The 12,577-nt window shown below is 73.9% G+C and carries 11 protein-coding genes; 4 read left to right on the top strand and 7 right to left on the bottom strand.

Features of this window, described 5'->3' with window-relative positions; translation table 11 throughout:
* Positions 1–75: 75 nt before the first annotated feature.
* Both scy and mce read right to left on the bottom strand, forming a co-directional pair.
* Positions 76–4,665, bottom strand: a complete 4,590-nt coding sequence (scy, locus tag AB0D45_RS22000) for a polarized growth protein Scy (RefSeq protein WP_362461596.1) — start codon at positions 4,663–4,665, stop codon at positions 76–78.
* A 276-nt stretch (positions 4,666–4,941) separates the two neighbouring features.
* Positions 4,942–5,385: a methylmalonyl-CoA epimerase gene (mce, locus tag AB0D45_RS22005; protein ID WP_361598964.1), complete on the bottom strand. Its 444-nt coding sequence runs from the start codon at positions 5,383–5,385 to the stop codon at positions 4,942–4,944.
* 137 nt (positions 5,386–5,522) lie between these two features.
* Here mce and AB0D45_RS22010 point away from each other — a divergent pair, with 137 nt between their 5' ends.
* Entirely contained in the window at positions 5,523–6,725 is a 1,203-nt protein-coding gene (locus tag AB0D45_RS22010) for an acetyl-CoA C-acetyltransferase (protein WP_361598967.1), read from the top strand.
* Between the two features lie 8 nt (positions 6,726–6,733).
* Positions 6,734–7,696, top strand: a complete 963-nt coding sequence (meaB, locus tag AB0D45_RS22015; RefSeq protein WP_362461599.1) for a methylmalonyl Co-A mutase-associated GTPase MeaB — start codon at positions 6,734–6,736, stop codon at positions 7,694–7,696.
* 87 nt (positions 7,697–7,783) lie between these two features.
* Here meaB and AB0D45_RS22020 read toward each other — a convergent pair whose 3' ends face one another.
* The 4 genes from AB0D45_RS22020 to AB0D45_RS22035 form a co-directional block, all read right to left on the bottom strand.
* Complete coding sequence (locus tag AB0D45_RS22020; RefSeq protein ID WP_361598997.1) at positions 7,784–8,260, bottom strand: MarR family transcriptional regulator; 477 nt, start codon at positions 8,258–8,260, stop codon at positions 7,784–7,786.
* 85 nt (positions 8,261–8,345) lie between these two features.
* Entirely contained in the window at positions 8,346–9,149 is an 804-nt protein-coding gene (locus tag AB0D45_RS22025) for an AIM24 family protein (RefSeq protein WP_361599000.1), read from the bottom strand.
* Positions 9,150–9,160: 11 nt separating this feature from the next.
* Positions 9,161–9,811, bottom strand: a complete 651-nt coding sequence (locus AB0D45_RS22030) for an AIM24 family protein (protein ID WP_362461602.1) — start codon at positions 9,809–9,811, stop codon at positions 9,161–9,163.
* Positions 9,811–10,449, bottom strand: a complete 639-nt coding sequence (locus AB0D45_RS22035) for an AIM24 family protein (protein WP_361598976.1) — start codon at positions 10,447–10,449, stop codon at positions 9,811–9,813. The genes AB0D45_RS22030 and AB0D45_RS22035 overlap by 1 nt, the downstream gene beginning before the upstream one ends.
* A gap of 161 nt (positions 10,450–10,610) precedes the next feature.
* On the opposite strand from AB0D45_RS22035, the gene AB0D45_RS22040 reads away from it, so the two are divergent.
* Both AB0D45_RS22040 and AB0D45_RS22045 read left to right on the top strand, forming a co-directional pair.
* Positions 10,611–10,955 carry a DUF3817 domain-containing protein gene (locus AB0D45_RS22040; protein WP_361598979.1) on the top strand — a complete coding sequence of 115 codons (345 nt, stop codon included), beginning with the start codon at positions 10,611–10,613 and terminating at the stop codon, positions 10,953–10,955.
* Positions 10,952–11,248 carry an MTH1187 family thiamine-binding protein gene (locus tag AB0D45_RS22045; RefSeq protein ID WP_361598982.1) on the top strand — a complete coding sequence of 99 codons (297 nt, stop codon included), beginning with the start codon at positions 10,952–10,954 and terminating at the stop codon, positions 11,246–11,248. The genes AB0D45_RS22040 and AB0D45_RS22045 overlap by 4 nt, the downstream gene beginning before the upstream one ends.
* An 80-nt stretch (positions 11,249–11,328) precedes the next feature.
* Here AB0D45_RS22045 and AB0D45_RS22050 read toward each other — a convergent pair whose 3' ends face one another.
* A complete protein-coding gene (locus tag AB0D45_RS22050; RefSeq protein ID WP_362461606.1) occupies positions 11,329–12,330 on the bottom strand; it encodes a DUF5937 family protein in 1,002 nt (333 codons plus the stop codon).
* Between the last annotated feature and the right edge of the window lie 247 nt (positions 12,331–12,577).

Here is a 12,577-nt window from a genome sequence, read left to right on the forward strand (position 1 = left end):
TTGAGTGGCAAGGCGACGGAATGCTTGTCACTCCTTCGCCTGACCTCCCTCAGAAGCACACATCCTGTGTTCTGACTACCCCTCTGACGCCTTACCACCCGAACGAGTGGAACCCGCTGTTGCGCCGGCCTTCACGCCCCCCGCGCCCTGACCACCCACAACGGGCTTTCCGCCACCCGAAGGTGCCTCGAATGATTCCAACGCCTCAAGAACGTCCTGGACACGGGAGATCTCCGCCTGAATGTCCTCGCGCCTGCGCACCAGCACCTCGAGCTCACGACGGCCCTCCTCGACCAGTCGCTCCGCCTCCGCCTTCGCCTCCGCGAGGGCGCTCTCGGCCTGCCGGGCCAGCTCCGCCTTCTTCTGCTCGGCCTCCTTCAGCAGCGTCTCGGCCTTGCGCACGGCCGCGATGCGGACCTTGCTCGCCTCGCTGCTCGCGTCCGACACCAGCGCCTTGGCCTTCGCCTCCGCCTCCGCGCTCTGCTCGGTCGCCGCACGGACCAGCTTGTCCACGCGCTCGCCGGCCGACTTCATCTGCTCGGCCGACTCCCGGCGGGCGCGCTCGTGCAGCTCCTCCACCTCGGACTCGACGCGGGCCCGCAGCTCCTCCGCCCGCTCCCTTATGGCGGCCGCGTCCGTACGCGCCCCCACCAGCAGCTCGTCCGCGTCCGTACGGGCCTTCTCCACCGTGGAGTTGCCCTCGACGGTCGCCTCCGACGTGATGCGCGCCGCCTCCTTGCGGGCGGCGTCGACCATCGCGTCGGCCTGCTCCTCGGCCGCCGTGGTGGCGGCCAGCGCCTGCCGGGCCGCCTCCGACGTGAGCTTGTCGGCCTCGGCCGCGGCCTCCGTGATGAGCCGGTCCACCTGCTCCGCGGCCTCGGTACGGCGCTTGTTGGCCTCCTCGCGGGCCTCGTCCAGCAGCCGCTCGGACTCCGTACGGGCCTCCGTGCGGGTGCGCTCCGCCTCGGTGGCCGCCTCCGCCTTGACCCGTTCCGCCTCGGACCGGGTGCGCGTCGCGTGCTCCTGCGCCGAGGCCAGCGCCTCGGCCGCCTCCGCGCGCAGCCGCTCCGCCTCGGCGGCCGCCTCGCCGACCGTGCGCTCGTTGTCCCGGCGGGTCTGCTCGGTGAGCTTGTCCGCCTCGGACGCCGCCTCGGTGATGAGCCGGTCCGCCTGCTCCGCGGCCTCGGTGCGCAGCCGGTTGCCCTCGGCGCGCGCCTCGTCCAGCGTCTGCTCGGCGTCCCGCTCGGCCGTGGCCAGCGTCTCGTTCGCCGCGGCCGTGACGCGCTCCGCCTCGGCGGTCGCCTCGCCGATGATCCGGCCGCCCTCCGCACGGGCCTCGTCCAGGGTCCGCGCCGCCTCCGCGACGAGCCGGTCGGCCTCGGCCGCGGCCTCGCCGACCGTACGCTCGTTGGCCGCGCGGGTCTCCTCGATGAGCCGGTCGCCCTCCGCGCGGGAGTCCACCAGGATCCGCGCCGAGTCCCGCTCGGCGGCGGCCAGGGTGTCGGCCGCCTGCGCCTTCAGGGCCTCCGCACGCGCCCGGCCCTCCTCCAGGACCCGCGCCGCCTCGGCCGTCAGCCGCTCGGCCTCCGCCACCGCCTCGCCGACCGTGGCGGCGTTCGCCGCACGGGTCTCCTCGGTGAGGCGCTCCGCCTCGGACGCCGCCTCGGTGATGAGCCGGTCCGCCTGCTCCGCGGCCTCGCTGCGCAGCCGGTTGGCCTCCGCGCGCGCCTCGTCCAGGGTGCCCGCGGCCTCGGCCCGGGCGGCTTCCGCCGCCTCGGCGGCCTCCGCGGTGAGCCGCTCGGCCTCCGCCTGGGCGTCGCCGACGGTGGCGGCGTTCGCGGCCAGGGTCTCCTCCGTGAGCCGCTCGGCCTCCGCCTGCGCCTCGGCCACGATCCGGGAGCCCTCGGCGCGCGAGGCCTCCAGGGACTCCGCCGCCTCGCCGCGGATCCGGTTCGCGTCCTCCCGGGCGTCCGCCCGGGTCCGCGCCGCGTCGCGCTCGGACGCCGCCAGGGCGTCCGTCGCCTCCGTGCGCACCCGCTGCGCGTACTCGGCCGTGTCGGCCCGCAGCTGCTCGGCCTCGGCGATCGCGTCGCCGACGGTCCGTGCCGCGAGTTCCTTCGCCGCGTCCGTCTCGACGCGGGCCTCGCTGCGCACGCGTGCCGCGTCCTCGGCCGCGCGGTCGCGCTCCGCGTGGGCGTCGGCGCGGACCCGGTCCGCCTCCTCCTCCGCCTCGGTGCGCGTACGCTCCGCCGCGTGCTCGGCCGCGCTGCGCAGCCCGGCGATCTCCTCCTCGGCCTGCTCGTGCAGCCCGGCCACGGCGTCCCGTACCTGCTGGGCGGTGGCCTCCGCCGCCGCGACCAGCTCCGCCGCCCGGCGCTCCGCCTCCTCGGTGAGGCGGGCCGCCTCGGCCTGCGCCTCCTCCGAGCGCTTGCGGGCCTGCGCCAGCAGCTCCTCGTTCTGCTCACGGGCCTGCGCCCGCTCGTTGCCGGCCTCCGTCCGGGCCGCCGACAGGGTCTCCTCGGCCTCCCGGCGGCGCCGCGCGGCCTCCTCCTGGGCGGCGGCCAGCGCCTCCGCGGCCTCCGCGGCGACCCGTTCGGCCGCCGCCTTCGCCTCGGCGCGCAGCCGGTCCGCGGTCTCCTGCGCCTCGGTGCGCACCCGCTCCGACTCGGCCTCCGCCTCGGCGCGCATCCGTACGGAGACCAGCTCGGCCTCCGCGCGGACCCGGCCCGCGTCCTGCGCGGCCTCGGAGCGCAGCTGCTCGGCCTCCGCCTCGGACTGGGCCTGGAGGGTGCGGATCCGCTCCGCCGACTCGGCGCGCAGCCGGTCGTTCTCCTCGGTGGTCTCCTTGCGGATGTTCTCCGCCGCCAGGCGGGACTCGCGCAGCGTCTGCTCGGCCGACGCCAGCCGGGCCTCGGCGTCCGACTGCAGCCGGGCCAGCTCGGCTTCGGCCTCCGCACGCCTGGCCGCCAGGGCCTGTTCGGTCTCCTCGCGGCGCGCCCGTACGGCGGCGTCCGTCTCGGCGGTCAGGGCCTCGGCCTGCTCCTGCGCCTCCGCCCGCAGCCGTTCGGCCTCCGCGCGGGTGCGCTCCAGGGTCTCCTCGGCCTGCCGGCGCAGGGTGGTGGCCCGCTCGACGGCCTCGGCGCGGACCCGCTCGCTCTCCGCGCCGGCCCCGGCGCGCAGTTCGTCCGCGTCCGACTTGGCCTTGCCCAGCAGCTCCTCGGCGGTGCGGGCCGCCTCCTCGATCTGCTGCACCGCCTCGCGGCGGGCCTCCCCGCGGATCCGCTCGCCCTCGGCGACGGCCTCCGCGCGCAGCTGCTCCGCCTCGCCGCGCAGCCGCCGCGCCTCCTCCTGGAGTTCGACCGTGCGGGCCCGGTACTCCTCGGTGTCGTCCTTCGCGGCGCCCTTGAGCTCGGCGGCCGTGGCCGCCGCCTGGGCGCGCAGCCGCTCGGCCTCGGCCTCCGCCTCGCGGCGGATCCGCTCGGCCTCCTCGGAGGCGGCGCGGGTCGTCGCCCGGGCGTCCTCCGAAGCCTTGTTCAGCACGTCCTCGGCGGTGCGGGCCGCCTTCGCCAGCTGCGCCGCCGTGTCCTCGGCGGCGGCCGTACGGGCCTGCTCGCCGGCTTCCGTACGCAGCCGCTCCGCCTCGGCGCGGGCATCGGCCAGCGCGTGCTCGGCCTCGGCCTTGAGGGCCTCGGCCTCCTTCGTGGCCTCGCCGACCAGCCGGGCGACCTGCTCCTTCGCGGTGCGGGTGCGCTGGTCGTTGACGGACTCCGCCGAGGCGAGCTGCCGGGCGGCGCTCTCCTTGGCCTCCGCGAGCAGCTTCTCCGCCTCCGCGCGGGCCGCGCGCAGGGCTCCGTCGGCCTCCTGCACCCGCGCCTCGGCCACCCGGCCGAGGTCCATGGTCTGCTGCCGGGTCTGCTCGGCCTCGGCGGTGGTGGTGGTGCGCAGCCGCTCGGCGTGCTCGGTGGCCTCCTGGGCCTGCGCGGACGCGGCGGCCAGCAGCCGTTCGGCCTCCTTGCGGGCGCGCAGCAGCGCCTGCTCGGCCTCGGCGCGCGCGGCCTCGGCGTCGGCGGCGAGCCGGCGGCGGGCCTCCTCGGCGGTCCGGGCGGCCTCGGCGCGGGCGGCGTTCAGCGCCTGCTCGGCCTCGGCGCGGGACTCCTCCAGGAGCCGGCGGGCCTGGGCCTCCGTACGGGCGCGCAGCTGCTCGGCCCAGGCGACGTTCTCGTTGACGTGCGCCTCGACCGTCTGGCGGCGCTCGTTGAGCTCCTGGTCCAGGCGCTGGCGGCGGTTGACGGCCTCGGCGTGCAGCTCGGCTTGGAGCCGCGCCTGGTGCTCGGCGTGCTCCTGGAGGATCCGCTGGGTCTGCGCCCGGGCGTCGCGCAGCTCGCGCTCGGCGTCGGACCGCATCTGGTCGGCCTGCACCTGGGCGTTGCGCAGCAGCTGCTCCGCCTGATATCCCATGTCCGCGCCGTCGTAGGCGGGCCGGGAGGCGAGCGCGCGGCGCACCTCATGCAGTTTGGCGCGCAGCACCTCGACCTGGTACCCGAGGTCCTCGGCGTGCTGGACGGCCTTCCCGCGCTCCTTCTTCAGCCGCTCCATCTCGGCTTCGAAGCGCGAGAGATGGTCGGCTTCGGCCTGATGGCTCTCCTGGCTTTCGTAGCCCCGCACAGCGCGGTCCCATCCGTCCCCTGGTCGCAAGCTCACTCCCAAATGAGCATCGCTCGCCCGCTGAACGACGCCCCCGGGGAATGGTGTCAGATGTCGGGGCAGGGCTTGCAGGCCCCGACCCCGTTCCGCACCGAACCCCGGCCGAGCCATGGCCACTCTACCGGCCGGGGAATGGGGACATCAGTGCGCTGTGGCCGGGCCGCCTCCGTCCGGGCGGCTGGACGGGCACGGCGCACCCCGGCCGGCGGTGCGCCGTGCCCCCAATCCCCGGGCGCGTCAGTGGGCGGCGGTCGACTGCTCGGGGTTGCTCGTGACCAGCTCGGTGAGGACCCCGTGGCAGTCCTTGGGGTGCAGGAAGGTGATCCGGGAGCCCATGGAGCCGATGCGGGGCTCGTCGTAGAGGACGCGGACGCCCTTGCCGCGGATGGCCTCGGCGTCGCCGTCGACGTCCGCCGTGCCGAAGGCGATGTGGTGCACGCCCTCGCCGTTCTTGGCCAGCCACTTGCCCACCGCGGAGTCCTCGCGGGTGGGCTCCAGGAGCTGGAGGTAGGAGGCGCCGCCGTCGGAGGTCTCGTTGATCTTGAGCATGGCCTCGCGGACGCCCTGCTCCTCGTTGACCTCGGAGTGGAAGACCTCGAACCCGTACGTGGCACGGTAGAACTCGACGGTCTTGTCCAGGTCGAAGCAGGCGATCCCGATGTGGTCGATTCTTGTCAGCATGGGACCAGTGCACCGCCGAGGAGGGTCGTCACGCAACGTGCCAGCGATCACACCGACTGCCCGGTGACTGGGCGGGTACCGCTCAGTACATTCGGGTAAACCCTCGTTCACTCCTCATCCTCAAGGGGCTGTGCCTCATGTCCGGAACGAACAACACCACCTCAGTGATCGTCGCCGGGGCCCGCACGCCCATGGGGCGGCTGCTCGGCTCGCTGAAGTCCTTCTCGGGCGCCGACCTCGGCGGCTTCGCCATCAAGTCCGCCCTGGAGCGGGCCGGGATCTCCGGCGACCAGGTCCAGTACGTGATCATGGGCCAGGTGCTCCAGGCCGGCGCGGGCCAGATCCCCGCCCGCCAGGCCGCGGTCAAGGCCGGCATCCCCATGAACGTGCCGGCGCTGACCATCAACAAGGTGTGCCTGTCCGGCCTCGACGCGATCGCGCTGGCCGACCAGCTCATCCGCGCCGGCGAGTTCGACATCGTGGTCGCGGGCGGCCAGGAGTCGATGACGAACGCCCCGCACCTGCTGCCGAAGTCCCGTGAGGGCTACAAGTACGGCGCGATCGAGATGCTCGACGCGATGGCCTACGACGGCCTCACCGACGCCTTCGAGAACATCGCGATGGGCGAGTCCACGGAGAAGCACAACACCCGCCTGGGCATCGAGCGCGCCCCGCAGGACGAGTTCGCCGCCGCCTCCCACCAGCGGGCCGCCGCCGCGCAGAAGAACGGCGTCTTCGAGGCCGAGATCACCCCGGTCGAGATCCCGCAGCGCAAGGGCGAGCCGGTGGTCTTCGCCGCCGACGAGGGCATCCGCCCCGAGACCACGGCCGAGTCGCTGGGCAAGCTGCGCCCGGCGTTCGCCAAGGACGGCACCATCACCGCCGGCACCTCCTCGCAGATCTCGGACGGCGCCGCCGCCGTCGTCGTGATGAGCAAGGCGAAGGCCGAGGAGCTGGGCCTGGAGTGGCTGGCCGAGATCGGCGCCCACGGCAACGTGGCCGGCCCCGACAACTCGCTCCAGTCGCAGCCCTCGAACGCCATCCTGCACGCCCTGAAGAAGGACGGCCTGGAGGTCTCCGACCTGGACCTCATCGAGATCAACGAGGCCTTCGCGGCGGTCGCCGTGCAGTCAATGAAGGACCTCGGCGTGACCCCGGAAAAGGTGAACGTCAACGGCGGCGCGATCGCCCTGGGCCACCCCATCGGCATGTCCGGCGCCCGCGTGGTGCTGCACCTGGCGCTGGAGCTCAAGCGCCGCGGCGGCGGGACCGGTGCGGCGGCCCTGTGCGGCGGCGGCGGCCAGGGCGACGCCCTCGTGATCCGCGTCCCGAAGGCGTAGGCGCGCGCATGGCGACGGTGGACGTCCCCACGCTGGTGGCACAGGCCCGCGAGGGCCGGCCGCGGGCCGTGGCCCGGCTGATCTCACTGGTCGAGGGGGCGTCCCCGCACCTGCGCGAGGTGATGGCCGCCCTGGCCCCGCTGACCGGCGGCGCGTACGTGGTCGGGCTGACCGGCTCCCCGGGGGTCGGCAAGTCGACCTCGACCTCGGCCCTGGTCTCCGCCTACCGCAGCGCCGGCAAGCGCGTCGGCGTGCTCGCGGTGGACCCGTCCTCGCCCTTCTCGGGCGGGGCGCTGCTCGGCGACCGGGTCCGGATGTCGGACCACGCCTCCGATCCCGGGGTCTACATCCGCTCCATGGCCACCCGAGGGCACCTGGGCGGGCTCGCCTGGGCGGCGCCGCAGGCGATCCGGGTGCTGGACGCGGCCGGCTGCGACGTGATCCTGGTCGAGACGGTCGGGGTCGGGCAGTCCGAGGTGGAGATCGCCTCGCAGGCGGACACCTCGGTGGTGCTGCTGGCTCCGGGCATGGGCGACGGGATCCAGGCCGCGAAGGCCGGGATCCTCGAGATCGGCGACGTGTACGTGGTGAACAAGGCCGACCGGGACGGTGCGGACGCCACCGCCCGGGAGCTGAACCACATGCTGGGCCTGGGCGAGAGCCGGGGCCCCGGCGACTGGCGGCCGCCGATCGTCAAGACGGTCGCGGCCCGCGGGCAGGGCATCGACGAGCTCGTCGAGGCGCTGGAGAAGCACCGGGCGTGGATGGACGAGCGCGGGGTGCTGGCCGAGCGCCGGGCCGCGCGGGCGGCCCGGGAGGTGGAGACCATCGCGATCACCGAGCTGCGGGGGCGCCTGGCCGACCTCCGCGGGGACGCGCACCTGAGCGCGCTGGCGGCCCGGGTGGCCGCCGGTGAGCTCGACCCGTACGCGGCCGCGGACGCGCTGCTGGAGAGCCTGACGGAGGGCTGACCGGCGGCCCGGCCCCGACGGCCGGCCGGACACGGGAAAGGGCGGGGAGCCTCGGCTCCCCGCCCTTTCCTCGTCGTCGCGGTGCGCTCAGATCTTGCCGCGGTTGCCGCGCAGGTGCTCCGCGACGGGGCGCAGCGACTCCCGCAGCGCCTGCAGGGCCTCCGGGGGCAGCAGGTCGATGAAGTGCTCGCGCACGGACGCCACGTGGTGCGGGGCGACCTTGCGCATGGTCTCCATGCCCTCGTCCGTGAGGACCGCGTACAGGCCGCGGCGGTCGGACTCGCAGTTCACCCGGCGGACCAGGCCCGCGCTCTCCATGCGGGTGATCTGGTGGGAGAGCCGGCTCTTGGACTGGAGCGTGGCGGTGGCCAGGTCGCTCATGCGCATCCGCAGGCCTTCCGACTCCGAGAGGTTCACGAGGATCTCGTAGTCGTTGTTGGTGAGTCCGAAGGGCTGGAGATCCTTTTCCAACTGGTGCATCAGCAGTCTGCTGACGTCCAGGTGGGTGCGCCAGGCGCACTGTTCGGCGTCGGTTAGCCAGCGGGTGGCCGTCTCGGTCTCCATCGTCTCCATGAAAGAACTCTACCTAAGAAGTTGAATTACGTACAAAAATAGGAAGATCGGTCCGGGCGGGACCGGCCGGGGTGCCTCACAGTCCGAAGCGCCGCTGGAGATCACCCAGCTGCCCGGGCATCCGCGGCACGCCCAGCTGCCCCAGCGGACCCTGGCCCGCCCCCGGGACGCCCTGGGCGTTGCCCGTGGCCGCCCCGGCGCCCACCGCGCCGACCGCCTGCTCGGCCATCAGCAGCTCCGTCGACTGCAGCAGCACCGTGCCCGCGCCGACGAACTCGAACTGGTGCTCCTCGCCCGAGGTGCCGCCGATGCCGGTCAGCGAGCGCAGCCCGCCCATCACGCCGGACATGTAGCCGTGGTCGTAGTGGTGGCAGGGGGAGGGGCAGTCCGCCCAGCCCACCAGCGCCTGCGGGTCCACGCGCAGCGGCGGCTCCATGAACACCACCGGTCCGTTGGACGCCGCCACGAACTTCCCGGTTCCGATCAAGGTCAGGAACCCCGGGACGATCGACTGCTTGAGGGCCAGCGAGGGCTCGTACGCCAGCAGGTTCCCCGACCGGATGGTCAGGTTGCCGTTGTCCAGGTCGTACGAGTTCACGTCGAAGGCGCGGTCGGCCAGCAGCATCTTGCCCTGGCCCTCCGCCACCACCCAGTCGCTCGCGTGCAGCGGCGAGTGGAAGCTCGTGCGCAGCAGGCGGTCGAAGCGGCCGTTGCCGATGCCGTTGAACTCGATCCGCCCGTAGTAGGCGATCATCTTGCCCTTCTGCAGGAACCACTGGCTCCCCTTGAGCTCCACGCAGAAGGTGTACGCGTTCACGTTGTCGTCGGAGGGCAGGCTGTGCGGGTCGAACACCGTCGGGCCGCCCGGGCCCGGGGTCACGGGGCCAAAGTTCACAGCTTCTCCTCCGAGGCCTGTACGAACACGGCGCCCTGGCCGGACAGCTCCAGCTGGAACGCCTCGCCCGAACCGCGCCCCACCATGTCCCGCCAGCCGAGCGCGGTGGAGAGCTTGTTCCTGACGTCCCCGTGGTGGGCCACGTACGCCTGCGGGTCGACGTGGACGGGCCGGTTCGGGGTGATGGGGAGCTCGATGACTCCGCCGTGGGCCATCACGGCGACGGAGCCGTGGCCCTTGAGGGTGGTGGTGAACAGTCCCTGTCCGGTCACCTGGCCGCGCACCATGCCCATGACCCCGCCCTGCGAGCCCATGAACATCGTGCCCTGCTGGAGGGTGCCGTCGAAGGCGAGCAGCCGGTCGGCCTCCACGTAGAGGGTCTCGCCGGTCAGGCTGATCACCTGGATGTGGTGGCCGCCGTGGCCGAACATCACGGTGCCGCTGCCCTCGACCGTCATCAGCGGGGTCTGCTCGTTCGCCACCCGGCGGCCGATCATGCCCATGACGCCGCCCTGGCCGCCGGTGATGCTCGGGGTGAAGGAGACCTCGCCGCGGTAGGCGAGCATCGCGCCGCGCTGGCTGTACATCTTCTGGCCGGGGACCACCTGGGCCTCGACCATCTTCGAGTTGACCTCGCGGAACGGCATCAGACGTCACCCCCGACGGTGTTGCGCTCGCTGGGCTGGACGTACACCAGGCCCTCGCCCTCGAAGCGGATCTGGAACGCCTCGCCGGAGCCCTCGCCGATCAGGGTGCGGAAGGTGATCCCCGACTGGAAGGACTGCTGGAGGTTGCCGGTGTGGGCGATGTACGCGCCCGGGTCGACCGACAGCGGGTACTGGGCGCTGACGCGCAGCACCACCGCCGGGCCGTCGGACATGATCGCCGCCTGGCCGGACCCCTCGACGGTCGTCGTGAAGAGCCCGTTGCCCGTGGTGGCGCCGCGCAGACCGGTGAAGGTCGTCCCGGTGCGCAGGGCGGCGTCGGTGCACAGCAGGTTGCTGGACTCCACGTAGAGCTTCTCGCCGCGGAGGCTGACGAGGTTGATCTCGCTCGCGCGGTCGGCGAAGTAGCAGGTGCCGTGCCCCTGCACCTCCATCACGGTCATCTGTTCGCCGGTCAGCCGGCGGGTCACCATCCCGCGGAGGCCTTCGCCGCCGCCGGTCATCTTCTTGAAGGCCATCTGGCCGTCGTACGCGACCATGGCGCCGTTCTTCGCTTTCACGGCGTCACCGGTCAGGTCGACGGCGAGCACCTTGCTGCCTTGGAGTCGGAACTGAGCCACGGAGACGAAGGTATCGGCAGCGGGCGGGGACGAACAGGGCCCCGTGGCCGGTATGCGCCACAATCACCGTTCTTCGGTGGATCCGGGACCCCGCCGGAAGATCGCGGACGGCGGCTGAGACACTGGCGGGGACCCCCGGCCTCCAGCCCCGAAGGTTCCACGTGGACATCAAGACCGCTTCCGCCCTGCACCGGCTGCGCCTCATCTCCGTTCCGGAGGCGCTGTCGTTCCCGGCCCTGCTGATCTTCGGCTCGCTGCTGAGCCGGATCTCGGACATCGACTACCTGATGATGCCGCTGGGCATCCTGCACGGGATCCTGTTCGTCATCTACGCGGTCTTCCTGCTGGACGTCTGGAACAAGGCGAAGTGGCCGGTCAAGAAGGTCGCCCTGTTCTTCGTTCTGGCGCTGCTGCCCTTCGGCGGCCTGTACGGCGACAAGCTCCTCAAGCGCGACGAGACCGACAGCGTCATCGCCGCCCGCGCGCGCCAGGCGGCGGACGCGTGATCGTCGCGTTCTCGGTCACCCCGCTGGGGGTCGGCGAGGAGGTCGGCGCGTACGTGGCCGATGCGGTCCGCGTCGTGCGCGAGTCCGGGCTGCCGAACCGCACCGACGCCATGTTCACGACCATCGAGGGCGAGTGGGACGAGGTGATGGACGTGGTGCGGCGCGCGGTGGCCGCCGTGGAGGCACGGGCTCCCCGGGTGTCCTTCATCCTCAAGGCCGATGTCCGCCCCGGCGTCACCGACGGCATCACCTCGAAGGTCGAGACGGTCGAACGCCACCTCGCCGAGGGCTGAACCGCCCGGCCGCGCCGTTTCCGAAAAGCGCCCCCCGCCCGCCGGCGGGGGGCGCTCGCGCGTCCCCGGGGCCGGGTGGGTCAGGCCTGGGGGGCGGCCGAGGTGAGGGCGATGCCCAGCGGGGTGCGCTCGTACAGCACCTGGTGGCCCTGGCGGAACGCCAGGAGCAGCCCGGCGGCGCGCAGGGCCTTCAGGTGCGCCGAGACCGTCGAGGGGGCCAGGCCCAGGCGGTGGGCCAGGGCCGTCGTCGAGGCGGGCTCGTGCAGGGCGCACAGGACCTCCGCCCGGCCCCGCCCCAGCAGCCCCGCCAGGGCCTGCGGGGCCGGGCCGGCCGCGGCGGTCCACAACGCGCCGATGCCCCGGGCCGGGTACACCAGCGTCGGCTGCCACGGCGGGTCGTACCCGCCGACCACCTCCGGCCAGACGAAGGCGCTGGGCATCAGCAGCAGCCCCTGCCCGCCCAGCTCCCGGTCGTGGTGGGACGGGCGCTCGATGGTCAGCGTCTGGCTCCCGCCGTGCCACCGCAGGTCCGGGTGGAGCCCCTCGAACAGCGCCTCGAGCCCGCCCGCCGCCAGCCGGCGCGAGTGGAACAGGATGTCGGCCTCCAGCAGGGCCCGCAGCCGGGGCCAGTGCGGGGCGACCAGGGCCTCCCAGGCCCGCTCGTACAGATCCGCCAGCTCCCGCACCGCCCGCGCGGGATCCTCCAGCATCCTGGCCCCGATCGCGCTCTCCAGCGCCCCCGGGGTGCAGGCCAGGGACCGCCGCAGGTCCTCGCGGGCGGCCTCCGGATCACCGGCCGCCGCACGCACCCGGGCCAGCTCCTCCTCGATGGTGACGGACGGGCCGGACGGGGGAGGGCTCAGCAGGTCCGGGTTGTGCCCCTTCGCCGGCATCAGCAGCCACAGCGGCCGCAGGTCCAGGCCGGCCGCGGCGGAGCGGATCCGGCTGAGCCAGGGCAGGTGGTACGCGTGCCTGCGTGGCAGCAGCAGGACCCGTACGGCCTCCGCCGTCTCCCAGCGCGGGGAGATCGCGAACCGGCAGCGGAGCAGGTCGGCCGGCGCGAAGCGGTAGTGGAACCCCATGCGGTCGCCTCCGGCGGGCCTGCGGATTCGGGCGGGAGCGAATCTCTCGGCCGGCCAGCCTAGGGGGTGTCCTGTGGACCGGGCCGGGACCGCGACGCTCCCTGGTCCGGCCCGGTCCCCGAGACGCCCCTGGCCACCGAGAGGCTGCCGCCCATGCCGACCGACCACGGAACCCCCGCCCCCGCCGACCGGGGCGCACCACGGCCCGCCCCCGCCGCCCCCGCCCCCCCCCCCCCCGCCCCCCCCC

Source organism: Streptomyces sp. NPDC048352 (genome assembly GCF_040651895.1).
GTDB lineage: Bacteria > Actinomycetota > Actinomycetes > Streptomycetales > Streptomycetaceae > Streptomyces.